Source organism: Vreelandella stevensii S18214, assembly GCF_000275725.1.
Classification (GTDB): domain Bacteria; phylum Pseudomonadota; class Gammaproteobacteria; order Pseudomonadales; family Halomonadaceae; genus Vreelandella; species Vreelandella stevensii.
This window is the reverse complement of record NZ_AJTS01000049.1, coordinates 1-15811: the sequence shown is the minus strand read 5'-3', so window position 1 is coordinate 15811 and position 15811 is coordinate 1. Positions and strand designations below refer to the sequence as shown.

Annotated in this window: 15 protein-coding genes; 10 read left to right on the top strand and 5 right to left on the bottom strand. The window is 60.7% G+C overall.

The features are described 5' to 3' along the window. The first annotated feature begins 13 nt into the window (after positions 1–13). The 6 genes from HSS18214_RS0115205 to tatC are packed head-to-tail and all read left to right on the top strand — an operon-like array spanning position 14 to position 4193. Positions 14–676 carry a ubiquinone biosynthesis accessory factor UbiJ gene (locus tag HSS18214_RS0115205; RefSeq protein ID WP_016916131.1) on the top strand — a complete coding sequence of 221 codons (663 nt, stop codon included), beginning with the start codon at positions 14–16 and terminating at the stop codon, positions 674–676. Next, entirely contained in the window at positions 673–2295 is a 1623-nt protein-coding gene (gene ubiB, locus HSS18214_RS0115200; RefSeq protein WP_016916130.1) for a ubiquinone biosynthesis regulatory protein kinase UbiB, read from the top strand. The genes HSS18214_RS0115205 and ubiB overlap by 4 nt, the downstream gene beginning before the upstream one ends. A gap of 54 nt (positions 2296–2349) precedes the next feature. Then, a complete protein-coding gene (locus HSS18214_RS0115195; protein WP_016916129.1) occupies positions 2350–2703 on the top strand; it encodes a phosphoribosyl-ATP diphosphatase in 354 nt (117 codons plus the stop codon). A gap of 24 nt (positions 2704–2727) precedes the next feature. Continuing rightward, positions 2728–3009 carry a Sec-independent protein translocase subunit TatA gene (gene tatA, locus HSS18214_RS0115190; protein ID WP_016916128.1) on the top strand — a complete coding sequence of 94 codons (282 nt, stop codon included), beginning with the start codon at positions 2728–2730 and terminating at the stop codon, positions 3007–3009. A 3-nt stretch (positions 3010–3012) separates the two neighbouring features. Beyond that, positions 3013–3429: a Sec-independent protein translocase protein TatB gene (gene tatB, locus HSS18214_RS0115185; protein WP_016916127.1), complete on the top strand. Its 417-nt coding sequence runs from the start codon at positions 3013–3015 to the stop codon at positions 3427–3429. Then, positions 3426–4193, top strand: coding sequence for a twin-arginine translocase subunit TatC (tatC, locus tag HSS18214_RS0115180; protein WP_016916126.1), 768 nt, complete (start codon positions 3426–3428; stop codon positions 4191–4193). The genes tatB and tatC overlap by 4 nt, the downstream gene beginning before the upstream one ends. Before the next feature lie 93 nt (positions 4194–4286). Here tatC and elbB read toward each other — a convergent pair whose 3' ends face one another. Then, positions 4287–4946: an isoprenoid biosynthesis glyoxalase ElbB gene (elbB, locus tag HSS18214_RS0115175; protein ID WP_016916125.1), complete on the bottom strand. Its 660-nt coding sequence runs from the start codon at positions 4944–4946 to the stop codon at positions 4287–4289. A 186-nt stretch (positions 4947–5132) separates the two neighbouring features. Between elbB and hemB the strand changes: the two genes are divergently transcribed. Next, the gene (gene hemB, locus HSS18214_RS0115170; RefSeq protein ID WP_016916124.1) at positions 5133–6140 is read left to right on the top strand and encodes a porphobilinogen synthase; all 1008 of its coding nucleotides are present in this window, start codon (positions 5133–5135) and stop codon (positions 6138–6140) included. A gap of 115 nt (positions 6141–6255) precedes the next feature. Beyond that, positions 6256–8466: a polyphosphate kinase 1 gene (gene ppk1, locus HSS18214_RS0115165; protein WP_016916123.1), complete on the top strand. Its 2211-nt coding sequence runs from the start codon at positions 6256–6258 to the stop codon at positions 8464–8466. Between the two features lie 46 nt (positions 8467–8512). On the opposite strand, the gene metE is transcribed toward ppk1, so the two are convergent. Next, positions 8513–10810: a 5-methyltetrahydropteroyltriglutamate--homocysteine S-methyltransferase gene (gene metE, locus HSS18214_RS0115160; protein ID WP_016916122.1), complete on the bottom strand. Its 2298-nt coding sequence runs from the start codon at positions 10808–10810 to the stop codon at positions 8513–8515. Between the two features lie 99 nt (positions 10811–10909). On the opposite strand from metE, the gene HSS18214_RS0115155 reads away from it, so the two are divergent. Next, positions 10910–11839 carry a LysR family transcriptional regulator gene (locus HSS18214_RS0115155; protein ID WP_016916121.1) on the top strand — a complete coding sequence of 310 codons (930 nt, stop codon included), beginning with the start codon at positions 10910–10912 and terminating at the stop codon, positions 11837–11839. Here HSS18214_RS0115155 and HSS18214_RS0115150 read toward each other — a convergent pair. Both HSS18214_RS0115150 and HSS18214_RS0115145 read right to left on the bottom strand, forming a co-directional pair. Beyond that, positions 11811–13433, bottom strand: a complete 1623-nt coding sequence (locus tag HSS18214_RS0115150; RefSeq protein WP_016916120.1) for an ATP-binding protein — start codon at positions 13431–13433, stop codon at positions 11811–11813. The two genes, HSS18214_RS0115155 and HSS18214_RS0115150, sit on opposite strands and share 29 nt — an antisense overlap. A gap of 17 nt (positions 13434–13450) precedes the next feature. Further along, positions 13451–14209 (bottom strand): winged helix-turn-helix domain-containing protein, encoded by a 759-nt coding sequence (locus HSS18214_RS0115145; protein WP_016916119.1) that lies wholly within the window; start codon positions 14207–14209, stop codon positions 13451–13453. A gap of 227 nt (positions 14210–14436) precedes the next feature. Between HSS18214_RS0115145 and HSS18214_RS19705 the strand changes: the two genes are divergently transcribed. After that, positions 14437–14568, top strand: coding sequence for a hypothetical protein (locus tag HSS18214_RS19705; RefSeq protein WP_016916118.1), 132 nt, complete (start codon positions 14437–14439; stop codon positions 14566–14568). 177 nt (positions 14569–14745) lie between these two features. Here the strand turns inward: HSS18214_RS19705 and HSS18214_RS19620 are convergent. Further along, positions 14746–15811, bottom strand: a 1066-nt coding sequence (locus HSS18214_RS19620; RefSeq protein WP_016914995.1) for an RNA-guided endonuclease InsQ/TnpB family protein, incomplete at its 5' end; no start/stop codon positions are given.

The window sequence follows — 15811 nt, the reverse complement described above, 5'->3', positions numbered from 1 at the left end:
CGATGAGGCCCGCATGCTAGTCACCCCGACCCTGCTGCTGGCCGGTTGTGAACGCACGCTGAACGCACTGCTTGCCCGTGACCCTGCTGCCCCTGGGCGGCTGGCCGCGCTGGCGGGCGGCCGCCTGCTGGTGCGTCTGGAAAAGCCACAGCTGGCGCTGCTGCTTTGCTATCACAATGCCGGACTGGACCTGCAGCACGGCGACGACGTCGATGAAAGCGACGTGGATGCGGTGGTCGAACTGACCCCGGAAACCCTCTCGGAGTGGCTCAGCGGTGCCTCCGTGGAGCGGCTGATGTTCGAGGGCAAGCTGGCCATTCGAGGCCAGGTGCACTTGCTGGAGGCCACCCGGGAGCTGCTGCTGGACCTGGAGATCGATTGGGAAGGCGAGCTGGCGCACTGGCTGGGCGACATGCCCGCCCATTCGCTGGCCGAAGGGTTGCGCCGAGCCGCGCGCTGGGGCCTGCGCGCCAAGGACGAGCTACTGCAGGATGTGTCAGAGTATGTCTTCGAAGAGGCACGCCTGCTGCCGGGCCGTCAGCAGCGCGACGTGCTGCGCGATCACCTCACCGAGCTGGAAATCGCCACCGACCGCCTGGATGCCAGACTGCAGCGCTTGAATCGGCGCCTTACCCAGCTGACGAAGGCCAGCGTGCCCGAGGAGCCGAGCGAATGAGCCTGCGGCTGTTCAAGATTCTCTGGGTAGTCACGCGGTACCGTTTGGACACGCTCGTACCTGCCGAGCGCATGCCGCTCTGGCTGCGGCTGCTGACTCGCTTTTCGCCCCTCCAACTGGTGCCGGTGGGCAGCCGCAGTCGCGGCGAGCGCCTGCGGCTGGCGCTGGAGGCACTGGGCCCGATCTTCATCAAATTCGGCCAAATGCTCTCGACCCGCCGCGACCTGCTGCCGGAAGACATTGCCGACGAGCTGAAACGTCTGCAGGATCAGGTGCCGCCCTTTGCTGGCGAGCTGGCAGCGGCCCGGGTGGAGAAAGAGCTGGGCATGACCCTGGTGGAGGCCTTTGCGGCCTTCGACCGCGTGCCCCTCGCCTCGGCCTCCATTGCCCAGGTGCACGCCGCCACCCTGCACGGTGGCGAAGAGGTGGTGGTCAAGATCATTCGCCCCGGCATCGACCGAATCATGCGCCAGGACATGGGGCTGATGTACCAGGTGGCGAAGCTGCTGGCCAAAGTGCCAGAAGCCAGACGCCTGCGCCCGGTAGAAGTCATTCGCGACTATGAAGCCACCCTGTTCGACGAGCTGGACCTCTACAAGGAGGCGGCCAACACCTCTCAGCTCAAGCGTAACTTCAAGGACTCGCCGCTCCTCTTCGTGCCCACCATCTACTGGCCCTACACGCGGCGACACGTGATGGTGCAGGAGCGCATTCACGGCGTACCGGTGGCCGACCTGGAGACCTTGCGGGCCCGCGGCACCAATCTGAAAAAGCTCGCCGAGCGCGGCGTGGAGCTGTTCTTCACCCAGGTATTCCGGGACAACTTCTTCCACGCGGACATGCATCCCGGCAATATCTTCGTCAACTGTGACGACCCGGACGACCCCCAGTACATCGCCATCGACTGCGGTATCGTGGGCAGCCTCACCCGGGAAGACCAGGATTACCTGGCGCGCAACCTGCTGGCTTTTTTCCATCAGGACTATTACGAGGTGGCCTCCCTGCACATCGAGTCGGGATGGGTGGGCGAGAACACCCGTGCCAACGAGTTTGCCGCGGCCATTCGTACCGTGTGCGAACCGATTCTGGAAAAGCCCCTCAAGGACATCTCTTTTGGGCAGGTGCTGCTGGGGCTGTTTCAAACGGCTCGACGCTTCAACATGGAGGTTCAGCCGCAGCTGGTGCTGCTGCAAAAAACCCTGCTCAACATCGAAGGGCTGGGGCGTCAGCTCTACCCGGAGCTGGACCTGTGGAGCACCGCCAAGCCCTACCTGGAAAAGTGGATGAGAGAGCGCGCCGGTATCGGCGGGCTCTGGGCATCGCTCAAGCGCCAGGCGCCGGAGCTTTCGCATCAGCTGCCAGAGCTGCCGGTGCTGGCACATCAGGCGCTCAGCCGCATGGAACATGAACACCGCCAGCGGCATCAGCAGGTCACCGCGCTCAGCCAGATGCGCCACCAGTTGAAACAACAGGGCAAACGCCAGCATCGGCTGCGCATCGGTTTGGCACTAGTGGCCATCGCGCTTGCCTGGCAGCCGCTGAGCAGTTGGGCCGCCACCCAGGATTGGCCGATTCTGGCAGCTGCCGGGGCCGGGTTGCTGCTGCTGATCTGGCAGTGAGCCTTTCCAGCACGTGCCGGATGACACTCTATTGCGATGAATAACGAGAACACCATGACAGATGCCAACCAAGCTCCCGTACTGGACGCTCTGGCCGACGTTTTGAAACAGCGTCGCCATGCCCAACCAGAAGAATCTTATGTTGCCTCCTTGCATCATAAGGGTTTGAACAAGATACTCGAGAAAGTGGGCGAAGAGGCCACCGAAACGCTGCTGGCCGCCAAGGATGCCGAGCATGGCGATGAGCAGGCCCGCCAAGCGTTGATCGCCGAAACGGCCGACCTGTGGTTTCATAGCCTGGTCATGCTGTCGCATCTGGATCTGGACCATCAGCCCGTGCTGGACGAGCTTGCGCGACGGTTTGGAATCTCTGGTCACGACGAAAAAGCGTCCCGATCACAACGTTAACCCTGCATCCATGAGGAAACGCATATGTTAGGTGGTATCAGTATTTGGCAGCTGCTGATTGTTCTGGGCATCATCATCCTGATTTTCGGCACCAAGAAACTGCGTAACGTGGGCACCGACCTGGGCGGCGCGGTCAAGGGCTTCAAGAAAGCCATGCACGAGGAAGAGAAGGACGGCGACAAGCCCTCTGACCAGCCTCAAGCCAAGGTCGCCCACGAAGAGAACGGCAACACCTATGACGTTCAAGCTGAGCAGAAATCTGCAGCAGACGTTCACTCTGGCGACCGCAACGAAGAGCGCAAATAACCCATGCTGGATATCGGCTTTCTTGAACTCATGCTCATCAGCGTGGTGGCACTGCTGGTGCTGGGCCCGGAACGCTTGCCCAAGGCGGCACGCACGGCGGGTTTATGGATTGGCAAGATCAAGCGTACGGTATCCGGTATGCAGCGTGAAATCAGTGCCCAACTGGAAGCCGAAGAGCTGCGGCAGAAGCTGAATGAGCAGCAGAGCAAGCTCAATGACAGCCTGAAAAAAGCCAAACAGGATGTCGAGAGCATTGCAGACGCCCCTTCAGCCTCGTCTGCCCAGCCCTCCGCTCAGGCAGACACCGAGCAGCGGGTCGCCAGGGCCAGCGCACGACTGGATGACGCCTTGCAGACCGTACGTGAAGACCTGCCGAGCGACACCGACACGGCCGATCAAAAGGATAGACCCCACTCATGAGCACGTCTGGCAACTCCCAGCCACCGCACAACGACCAGGGCCAGGCGCCCCTCATCGAGCATCTGATCGAACTGCGTTCGCGTTTGATGAAAGCGGTCGTGGTGATTCTGGTGATTTTCCTGGGGCTCTACGCCTTTGCCAACGATATCTACACCTTCGTGGCCGAGCCGCTGATGGCGCTGTTGCCCGAAGGCTCTCAGATGATTGCCACCGAGGTCGCCTCGCCCTTCATGGCGCCTTTCAAGCTGACGCTGGTGGTGGCGGTCTTCATTGCCATTCCTTTCGTACTGCACCAGGCCTGGGCCTTCGTGGCACCGGGGCTCTACGATAACGAGAAAGCGCTGGCCATTCCGATCCTCGTTTCCAGCGTGGCGCTGTTTTATGCCGGGGCTGCATTTGCCTATTACGTGGTGTTTCCGCTGCTGTTCGAGTTTTTTACCCAGACGGGGCCGGAAAATGTCGCGGTGATGACCGACATCAATCAGTACCTGAACTTCGTGCTCAAGCTGTTCTTTGCATTTGGCGTGGCCTTTGAAATACCCATCGCCACCTTCCTGCTGATTCTCTCCGGCGCGACGACCGTGGAAAGCCTGTCGAAAAAGCGCCCGTATATCATACTGGGCTGCTTTGTCGTCGGTATGCTGCTCACCCCACCCGACGTGATTTCCCAAAGTCTGCTGGCGGTTCCCATGTACCTGCTGTATGAAGTGGGCCTGCTGTTTGGCCGCCTGGTGCGCAAGCCAAAAACCACCGAGGAAGAGTAGACCGACTAGCGCTCCTGTATGCTCAAGGCCATTAAAAAGCCTCTGTCATCCCACGATGACAGAGGCTTTTTCCCTACGGGCGGGCTTGCAAGCCTAGCCCATCATTTCATCGATACGGTCCACCAGTTTGAAGATGCCCGTGGCAGCTTCACTGATGCGCGTTGCCAGCATATAGGCAGGCGTGGTGACCACGCGATGTTCGAGATCCACGACGATCTCTTCCACGCCGCAGCTACGGTGCAACCCGCCCATGGCACTGATCGCCCCGGATACGCCCGGATCATGGCCTACCGTGACGGCGATGCCATCCCCCAACAGCCGGGGCACCATGACCGGGGCAATGCACATCAAGCCAATCGGCTTGGCGTCTTCCTTGAATCCTGCCAGCGCCTCCTTGACGCTTTCCAGCACCTGCATCTCGTCACCTTGCATGGCAAAGTCACACAGGTTCTTGGCAACGCCAAAGCCACCGGGCACGATCACCGCATCGAAGTCATCGGACACCAGCTCGGTGATCGGACTGATCTCGCCACGCGCCAGACGGGCCGATTCCTGCAGCACATTGCGGCGCTCACCCTCCACCGGCGTCTGATCCAGGTGGTTGATGACATGGTGCTGCTCTACATCGGGTGCAAAGCAGCGATACCCGATGCCCAACTGATCCAGACGCAGTAGTGTCAGTGTCGTTTCGTAGATTTCCGAACCGTCGAACACGCCACAGCCGGCTAATACCACCGCTACCTGCTTGGTCATACCTCTACTCCTTGTCGAAGCCATGCGAATGGCTGAGTGACTCACTTTAGTCAGTCTGCCCTGCGGCCACAAGGCGGCTTTCGCTGCATGGCATGACTGATATACTCAACCCACGCCCAGAGAGTTGGCCGCGCTGTTGGCCAATGCTCGTGGGGCATCCTTTTCGAGACTGTCTGGAGAGAGCCGTTGAACACCTCAAGCCCGCGCCACTTCCCCGCCACCCGCATGCGCCGCATGCGCCGGGACGACTTCTCACGCCGTTTGATGCAGGAGTCGACCCTGACGCCCAACGACCTGATTCTGCCGGTGTTCGTGCTGGAAGGCGAAAATCAGCGCGAAGCGGTAGCCTCCATGCCCGGCGTGGAGCGTCTGTCCATCGACCTGCTGATCGAGCAAGCCAAGGAGGCCCATGCCCTGGGCATACCGGCGCTGGCGCTGTTCCCGGTGATCGGCGCCGAGCAAAAAAGCGAGCTGGCCGAAGAGGCCTACAATGCCAGTGGCCTGGTACAGCGCACCGTGCGTGCTCTCAAGGAAGCCGTGCCAGAGCTTGGTATCATCACCGATGTGGCGCTGGACCCCTACACCAGCCACGGTCAAGACGGCATTCTCGATGCCCAGGGCTACGTGCAAAACGACCGTACGGTGGACACGCTGCTCAAGCAGGCTCTTTCTCATGCGGAAGCCGGCGCCGATGTCGTGGCCCCCTCCGACATGATGGATGGCCGGATTGGTGCGATTCGCCAGGTACTGGAGCAGGAGCAGCTGCACAATGTGCGCATCATGGCGTACAGCGCCAAGTACGCCTCGAACTACTACGGCCCCTTCCGGGATGCCGTCGGCTCCGCCGCCAACCTGGGCAAGGCCGACAAACGCACCTATCAGATGGACCCCGCCAACAGCGACGAAGCACTGCACGAAGTGGCGCTGGACATCGCCGAAGGCGCCGACATGGTGATGGTCAAGCCGGGCATGCCTTACCTTGACGTGGTGCGGCGTGTCAAAAGCGAGCTGCAGGTGCCAACCTTCGCCTATCAGGTGAGCGGTGAGTACGCCATGCACCGCGCGGCCTTCGACAACGGCTGGCTGGCCGCAGAGCCGGTGATTCTCGAATCGCTGATGTGCTTCAAGCGGGCGGGGGCCGACGGCATATTGACCTACTTCGCGTTGGAAGCGGCACGTCTGCTGCAGCGCTGATGCCAACAGGATGACAAATCGGTGACACCTGTTTGTCATCTTGCCCCTGCATACTTAACGCAATTCGCGTTATAACAAGCAGCACAGGCAAGCGCCATTACCGCAGGGGGCCAGCATGGAAGACAACTCAGCCGATTCCACCACCGATGTCAGCAGTGCCGTGCCCGGTAACGAGACTTTCGTGAGCGACAGTACCGAGGCACTGCCTTTACGGGTCAACCGTACACCGACGGGAGTACAGGCCCGTGAAGTGCTTTCGGAAGCCGACCTGGATGACCCACAGCTCTACTTCAACCGCGAGCTTTCGCACCTGCAGTTCAATATTCGCGTGCTGGAGCAGGCGCTGGACGATGCGCATCCGCTGCTGAACCGTCTCATGTTCCTGCTGATCTTCTCGTCCAACATGGACGAGTTTTTCGAAATCAGGGTCGCGGGGCTCAAGCACCAAATGGCGCTGGGCGATGACACCACCGCCGCCGATGGTCGTTTACCCAAGGCCGTGCTGGGGGAGATTTCCACCATTGCCCACCAGCAAATCGCCCGCCAATACGCGATCCTCAATGACACCCTGCTGCCTGCCCTGGAAGCCCAGGGGCTACGTTTTCGCCGCCGCGATCAATGGACCGAGGCGCAGAAGGCCTGGGCGCGGGAATTTTTCGATAACGAGATCATGCCGGTCATCAGCCCCATCGGCCTGGACCCCTCTCATCCGTTCCCTCGGCTGGTCAATAAAAGCCTCAACTTCATCGTCGAGCTCGACGGTAAAGACGCCTTTGGCCGTGCTGGCGGCATGGCGATTCTACCCGCCCCACGCTCGCTGCCACGGCTGATGGCCTTGCCCAGGGAGCTGTGTGCAGAGGGCTACACCGAGTATGTCTTTTTGTCTTCGCTCATTCATGCCCATGCCGAAGAGCTGTTCCCCGGCATGCGCGTGCGCGGCTGCTACCAGTTCCGCCTGACCCGCAATGCGGACATGACCGTCGACCCGGAAGAGGTCTCCGACCTGGCATCGGCGTTACGCGGCGAGCTGCTGGCACGGCGCTATGGCAGCGGCGTACGCCTGGAGGTCGCCGATAACTGCCCGGATGAGCTCATCAACTTCCTGCTGCGCCAGTTCGAGCTGGACAACGACGACCTGTACCGCGTACAGGGGCCAGTGAACCTGACCCGCATGATGGCCGTGCTGGGCGACGTGGACCGCCCCGAGCTGCTCTATCGCCCGTTTACCCCTAGCGTGCCCAAGGGCTTGAAGGGCGGCAGCCTGTTCAGCGCCATTGCCAAAAACGACATTCTGCTGCACCACCCCTTTCAGGCCTTCTCCCCCATCGAAGATCTGCTGCGTGAAGCCGCACGCGATCCGGACGTGCTGGCCATCAAGCAGACGCTCTACCGTACCGGGGCCGACTCCTCCATCGTCAGCGCGCTGGTGGATGCCGCCAGCCAGGGCAAGGAGGTCACCGTGGTCATCGAGCTACGGGCACGCTTCGACGAAGCGGACAACCTGCAGCTTGCCTCGCGCCTGCAGGAAGCCGGGGCCATCGTCATCTACGGCATCATGGCCTACAAGACCCACGCCAAGATGCTGCACATCGTCCGCCGCGAGCGCGGCGAGCTGCGTCACTATGCGCACCTGGGCACGGGCAACTACCACGCCAGGACCGCCAAGCTGTATACCGACTACAGCCTGCTGACTGCCAACAAGGCGCTGTGTGCCGACGTGCACAAGGTCTTCCAGCAGCTCTCGGGTATGGGCCGCGCGCGCAAGATCGATACGCTGCTGCACGCGCCGTTCACGCTGCACGAGCGGCTGGTGGAAATGATCGACCGGGAAGCCCAGGTCGCCCGCAAGGGCAAACGTGGCCATATCATCATCAAGTGCAACTCGCTGACCGAACCCAAGCTGATCAAGGCGCTTTACCGAGCCTCTCAGGCGGGCGTGGAGTGCGACCTGATCATTCGCGGCATGTGCTGCCTGAAACCCGGCGTGCCGGGCGTATCGGACAACATTCGCGTGCGCTCGATCATTGGCCGCTTTCTGGAACATACCCGAGTCTTTCACTTCCACAACGACGGCAAACCGGAAATCTGGTGCTCCAGCGCCGACTTCATGTCGCGCAACATGTTCCACCGCGTGGAAACCTGCTTCCCGCTGCTGGACAAGAAACTCGCCACCCGGGTGCGCAAGGACCTGGAGACCTACCTGGTCGATAACTGCCAGAGCTGGCTACTGCAGAGCGATGGCAGCTACCAGCTTCAGGACCCGGGCCACGGCGATGCCATCAGCGCCCAGGAAACACTGCTCTACGCTTACGCCACGAAGAGCTGACGCCGAGGCCGCCGCCCAGCCGGGGCGGCTCAGGCACACTTCCCTCTCACGTGTGTTGCTGGCGCAGCTGGCGGGCAGCTTTCACCATATTGGCCAGGGCCGGCTCCACATCGGCCCACTCACGGGTTTTCAGCCCGCAGTCAGGATTGACCCATAGCCGTTCAGCGGGAATCTTTTCCAACGCCTTCTCCATGAGCGCGGCCATCCAGCTCACCTCGGGAGTGTTGGGCGTGTGAATGTCGTATACCCCAGGCCCAATTTCATTAGGGTAAGCAAAGTCCTGGAAAGCATCCAACAGCTGCATGTCAGAGCGCGATGTTTCGATGGTGATCACGTCCGCGTCCAGGGCCGCAATGGCACCGATGATATCGTTGAACTCCGAGTAACACATATGGGTGTGAATCTGGGTACTGTCGGCAACCCCGGCCGCACTGAGCTGAAAGCTCTCGACGGCCCAATCCAGGTAGGGCTGCCACTCGCTCTGGCGCAGCGGCAAGCCTTCACGCAGGGCGGGCTCGTCAATCTGGATCACCCGAATTCCCGCGCTTTCCAGGTCACGAACTTCATCACGCAGTGCCAGGGCTATCTGGCGACAGGTGAGGGCTCGGGGCTGGTCATCACGCACGAAGGACCATTGGAGAATCGTCACCGGGCCGGTCAACATGCCCTTCATCGGCTTTTGCGTCAGCGACTGGGCGTACTCACTCCAGCGCACCGTCATGGGCGCGGGGCGGGCTACATCACCATAGATGATCGGCGGTTTGACGCAGCGTGAACCGTAGCTTTGTACCCAGCCAAATCGGGTAAAGGCAAAGCCGTCCAGCTGTTCACCGAAGTATTCCACCATGTCGTTACGTTCGGCTTCGCCATGTACCAATACATCCAGCCCCAGAGCTTCCTGGCGTGCGATGACATAGGCAATTTCCTGCGCCATTCTCGCGTCGTAATCGGACTGTCCAAGCTCACCGGCTCTGAATGCTCGTCGTGCTTCACGAATCTCGCTGGTTTGCGGGAAGGAGCCAATGGTAGTGGTGGGAAACAGTGGGAGCGCCAGCGCACGCCGCTGTTCCAGCGCGCGTTGGGGGTAAGCTGACCGTCGCTGGCTATCTGCTGGTGTGATGCCTGCGAGGCGCGTGCTTACCTCGAGCTGGTGGATACGCCGCGACTCACGCCGCGTGTCCAGCGCACGTGTGGCCTCGTTCAAGCGCTGCTCATCGGCAGGCGTGGCGCGGTTGTCGATCAGACGCGCCAGGCTGACCACCTCGTCCAATTTCTGACGAGCGAAGGCCAGCCATGATCGCAGCTCCGGGTCCAGGCTATCTTCCTGGGCCAAATCCACGGGCACATGGAGCAGCGAGCAGCTGGGCGCCAGCCAGAGCCGCCGGCCGAGACGCACCTTGATGGGCAGCAGGCGTTCACGCAAGGCGGCCAAATCGGCCCGCCAGACATTGCGGCCATCGACCAAACCGAGCGAAAGAATCTGGTGCGGACTCAAACGGTCAATGACACTTTCGACCTGCTCTGGAGCACGCACAGCATCGATATGCAGCCCAGCGACCGGCAGTCGAGTGGTCAAGGCAAGGTTATCGCCCAGGGCGCCAAAATAGGTCGCCAGCAACAGTTTCGACGGTGCCGCCTGAAGGCGATGATAAGCGCGTTCGTACGCCTGCTGCCAAGCCACGGGCAAGTCCTGCACCAGAGCAGGCTCATCGAGCTGCACCCACTCCACGCCCTGGGTCGCCAAGCGCGCCAGGATATCGCTGTAGACATCCAGCACGCTATCCAACAGCGTGAGTCGATCAAAACGGCTGCCCTTGGTCTTGCCCAGCCACAACCAGGTCAGAGGCCCCACCAGTGTGACCTTGGGGGTGAACCCTGCCTGCAGCGCTTCATCGACCTCATCGAACAGCCGCTCCGAGGCCAGTGTGAAGCGTTGGCCCTGGTGAAGTTCGGGCACCAGGTAGTGATAGTTGGTATCGAAATACTTGGTCATCTCGCAAGCGGCAGCGGGTTTTCCGTCAGGTGCTCGCCCGCGAGCCATGCGAAACATGGTATCCAGGTCTACCCTGCCGTCTCTGACTTCATCGGCAGCATCAAAGCGCTCGGGTACCGCCCCCAACATGACCGAAACATTCAACACCTGGTCGTAAAAGGCGAAGTCACCGACGCTGACCATGTCCAGCCCAGCCGCCTGCTGAATTTGCCAATGATGGAGCCGTAGCGCCTGAGCGGTGCTCTCCAAAGCTTCTCGGTCGGCCTCACCGCGCCAGTAAGCCTCGGTGATTTTCTTCAGCTCACGTCGTGCACCAATGCGGGGGTAGCCGAGTATATGAGACACTGTCATGATGAATCCTTCCCATGCGAATGATGTCACTCAGTTTGCTCACCGCACAAAAGTGAATCAAACTAAATATTCTAATATAAAACATGAAAATTACTCACCATGATTGAGCTACGCCATTTGCGCACGCTACTGGCGCTGAGGGAAACGGGGTCGCTGGTGGAAGCCGCCGAGCGCGTGCACCTCACCCAGTCGGCGCTTTCTCACCAGTTGAAAGACCTGGAAGGCCGTATCGATAGCGCGCTGTTCGTGCGCAAGACGCGCCCCGTGGAATTTACCCGCGCCGGTTTGCGCCTGTTGGCGCTGGCCGATGATATTTTGCCCGAAGTACGCAAGGCCGAGCGAGACCTGGCGCGCTTGGCAGGCACCGAGCAGGGGCGCCTGCACATGGCCATCGAATGCCACAGCTGCTTTCAGTGGCTGATGCCCACCGTGGACTATTTTCGTGACCATTGGCCAGAGGTGGAAATCGACATCCCCAGCGGCCACCATTTCGACCCGCTACCTGCCCTGGCACGCGAGCAGCTGGACCTGGTCATCACCGCCGACCCACAGCCACTGGAAGGGGTCCACTACGAGCCGCTGTTTCGCTACGAGGGGTTGTTGGCCGTAGCCCGCCAGCATCGCCTGGCGGGCAGTGCCTATGTTCTGCCCGCCGAGCTGGCCGAAGAGACGTTGATCACCTACCCAGTGGAGCAGTCACGACTGGACGTCTTCACCCAATTCCTGACGCCCGCTAATGTGCGCCCCAAGGAGATTCGTACGGCCGAATTGACCATCATGATGATGCAGCTGGTGGCCAGCGGCCGTGGGGTTTGCGCGCTGCCCAACTGGGCCTTGACCGAGTATCTGGAGCGCCACTACGTCAGTGCCGTCAAGCTGGGCGAACAGGGCATCTGGAGCACGCTGTACGCGGCCATTCGTGAAGAGACCATGGAGGCGCCGTGGATGCAGGACTTTTTACGCACGGCTCAGGAGACCTCCTTTGCGGTACTCTCCGGGATCAGGCCGGCGAATCGCGACGAGGAATGAGCAGGGTAAAGCGGGCGCCGCCCAGCGCTGGGCTGCTGTCCACGGTGACGCTGCCGCCATGACCACTCATGATTTTCTGCACGATGGACAACCCGAGGCCATACCCGCCCGAGCTGCGGGCGCGGCTATCGTCCAGCCGGGCAAACGGCTTGAAGATATCGGCCCGGGCTTCCAGCGGTATGCCCGGCCCATCGTCTTCCACATCGATGCGCACGAGGTGGGGCTCATCCCAGAGCCGAATGATCACCTGTGTTTTGCTGTAACGACAGGCATTGCCGACCAGATTCTGTAGCGCCCGTTGAAGATAGCGAGGCTCGGCCAGCAGTTCGATGTCTGGGCCAGGGTCGAGCTCAAGCGTGAGGCCTGCGTGCAGCGGGGCCAGGGTATCGATGACCCGGTTGGCCATGGCACGGCAGTCGACCAGACTCATTTCAAGCTCGCCACCGTGCAGGGTGTCTCCCCCCAACCGGGCATAGGTCAGAATCTCATCGACCAGTTCATCCAGCTCGGCGATATCGGCATCGATGCCCTGTAGCTGCCTCTGAATGGCTGGCTGGTCGGTCATGTCTTCCACCATCTGCACGGCAAAGCGGATACGCGCCACCGGGGTACGCAACTCATGGGAGACCGCGCGGATCATCTCCTGCTGGCCTCGCAGCAAGCTCTGCACCTGATTGGCCATACCGTTGAACGCCATGCCGACACGACCGAGAAAATCACCGCTTTCCACTTTTACACGGGTTTCCAGGCGGCCACTGGCGATGCGGGTTGCCGCCAACTCCAGTCGCGCCATGCGTGATTCGATACTACGCATGATCAGATAAACGATCAGACTGAGCACGGCCATCAGGCCAACCAGTAAAGGAAGATGCAAGTTGAGCGGCAGGGTGTCGCCCCGGGTCACCGGTCCTGCCTGTAGCCACTGGGGAGCGTCACCCGGCGGGACGGGGAGCTGGTAGAGCAGCGTGATGGCGAGCTTGTCGGACATCAGTCGGGTAATGACGCCCCCGAGCGTCATCTGAAAGCGCTGTTCGGCAGTCAGGTCCTCTGGCGGTGCGCTCAGCAGCGTCAATGGCCAGCTACCAGGGCGCAAGTGGCTGAGGGTATCGGCCCGTTCCTGAGGCGGCATGCTAGCCAGCCACTCGCCCAACGCCACCAGGCTACCCTGCCATTGGCGCTCCCCCCAGGCCGCAAAATTCGCTTCCAGCAGCCATACCTCATGCTGGCGTGGAGAATCCGGCAAACGTTGGCGCAGTTGCCAGGGGGATTCCGCCACCAGCACACGACCCCGCTCGATGCGTGATCGTTCGAAATAGCCCAGCGGGGTATCGGCCATGCGACGCAGCGCTAGCTGCATGCCCAGGCGCTCGGAGAGCTCGCCCAATAGCGCTTCCCGCTCCTCCTCAGCCACGCTGGCCAGTCGCTGAGTCATCATCGACATAGGCAGTGCAGCCAGCTGCTCTCGGTAATCCTCGCGACGCACCTGCTCGATGAACGAGCGCCCCCCCAGGGCAATCAGAAACACCGCGCATAGCGCCAACCCGAGCAGCAGGTAGAAGCGTAAAAACGAGCCGTGACTCAGCACTCGCCGCATTGGGCGACCTCTCCTGGTTAGCTGTCCTTGACGAACAGATAGCCCTTGCTACGCACCGTCTTGATCCGGTGAGGCTGATTGGGGTCATCGCCAATCTTGGGTCGGATACGGGAGACCCGCACGTCGATCGAGCGATCCTGACCATCGTACTTGATGCCGCGCAGGTCGCTGAAAATCTCTTCACGCGTCAGTACCCGCCCCGCATTGCGGGCAAGCAACCATAAAAGGTCGAACTCGGCGCTGGTCAAGTCGATGCGATCACCTGCCAACCAGGCCTCGCGGGTGGCGTTGTCGATTTCCAGATTCTCGAACTTCAGGCGCATTTCACCGTCGGGAGCAGGGCCGTCGGCACGTCGCAACAGGGCACGCATACGGGCCAGCAACACCCTCGGCTGTACCGGCTTCGGTACGTAGTCATCGGCGCCCATTTCCAGCCCCAGCACCTGATCCAGGTCGTCGGTGCGCGCGGTGAGCATCATGATCGGCCCGGCGAAATTGGGTCGCACGCGGCGGCAGATGGCCAGGCCATCCTCACCGGGCAGCATGAGATCCAGAATCACCAGATCCGGCTGCAGCGTCAGGATACGATCTACCCCCTTGGCACCATCCGCTTCGATCGTCACTTGAAAGCCGTTGGCTTCCAGGTAGTCACGGGTGAGCTCCGCCAAGCGCTGATCATCTTCAATAATCAGCACATGATCCTGGTCGGGGTAGTCGGGCGTTACCGCCTCCTGCGATCCAAGTGCTTGAAATTGCTGTTCCAAGTGATCCACCATCCTTTTCCTTCACTCCGCTTAGGCAGTTTGTGTTGTCACCCGCACATCCCCTCTGCAACAGCAGGTTGTGAGCGCTTTCAGGATACCCTAAAACTGCGGTAACGCCTGCCCCTTGATCAACGTTCAGCACCCATCTCCCTGACGTTTCCGTGGGTGGCTTGATTCTTCCACCATCAAGCGCTAATGTGAATGCGCAACTGTCGACAATATGGCAGGAGGATATCGCCATGGAAAATGGCAAGGCAAAAAGTGTGATCAAGCGTGTTTATGTACCCACCCAGGTGCGCGATCTGCCCAACGGTGAGAAGTTGAAAATCCCGGGGCATTACAAGGCCCCACCCAGCGATAGTAACAGCTGACTCGAGCGCGTCCATCGCACTGATCGCAAAAAGGCAGACCCGTAGGGCCTGCCTTTTTAATACCTGACTGTTCAACAGTGTTAGCCGTTGGTTACGCTACCCTTTGGGCCCCAACAAAAACCAGGCAATCAAGCCCACCAGCGGGAACATCAACAGCACGTTGACGTCCTCCCCGCCCTAAAGGACGGGGATTCCAACTTCTTGAGGGCAACGTCCTGCCCCGAGGCTGAGGATATTCCGGGCCGCATTCACGTCCCGGTCGTGGAGTACACCACACTCCACGCACTCCCAGACCCTTACTCGCAACCCGTTGACGCCCTGCGGCCCGCTAAGCGAGCCGCACGACGAACAGGCGCGGGTGGTGTTGGTTTCGCGAACGACCTTGAAGACGATGCCTGCGTGAGCGCATTTATATTCCAGCATCGTTTTCAGTTGTGACCAGCCAGCGTCGTAGACGCTTTTGGCCATCCTGGTCTTCGCGAGCCTGGTTGAGGAAACATCGCCCACGACGATTTCGCCGTACTGGTTGACGAGTTTCCGGGAAAACTTGTGCTGCGCGTCCTGGCGACGGTTCTTGATCTTGGCGTGAATAGCTTTTACCCGCCGCTTGTTGCGGGCACGTTGGGCTGTCGCCAACTGGTCTTCCATGCGGCGGTAGAAGCGGCTGTTTTCCAGCCTTCCTCCATCGCTACAGGTGGCCACATCCTTGAGCCCAAGGTCGATGCCAACGGCGCCCTGCCCAAGCGTCGGCTGCACGTCCACCTCGACCGCAACATTGAAATACCACCGGCCCCGGCTATCTTCGTTGAAACTGCCGGCACGGAACTTGTATGTCGACAGGCCGTAGCTATCCCACACCTTGAAGTAGGTGCCGTTGTGAAATACCTGCCCGTTCTTCCACTTGGCCGCGCCGGTATTGACCGGAATCCAGCCAAGTGAGCGGCGTACACCGCCGGACTTGCGCCAATTCAAGCGGGGCTTTTTGAACTGCTTGCGGCGGGCAACGTATTCAGCAGCGATGCATTGCAGCGTTTGGCTGTGCAGGCCGAGGTCCTTGCCAGCACCCTTGGTATAGGGGTGCATGTCGTAGGCAGACAGAAACAGACCTTTCTCCCGAATGGCTCGGGAAGACAGTTCGTTGAGGTAGTTCCAAACAAAATTCACGCTGCGGGCCATGCGGTTAAGCTCGGCGGCGTGTTTGTCCTTCACTCGAACCTTGAGGGTCTTGGTCTGCTTCATGGCT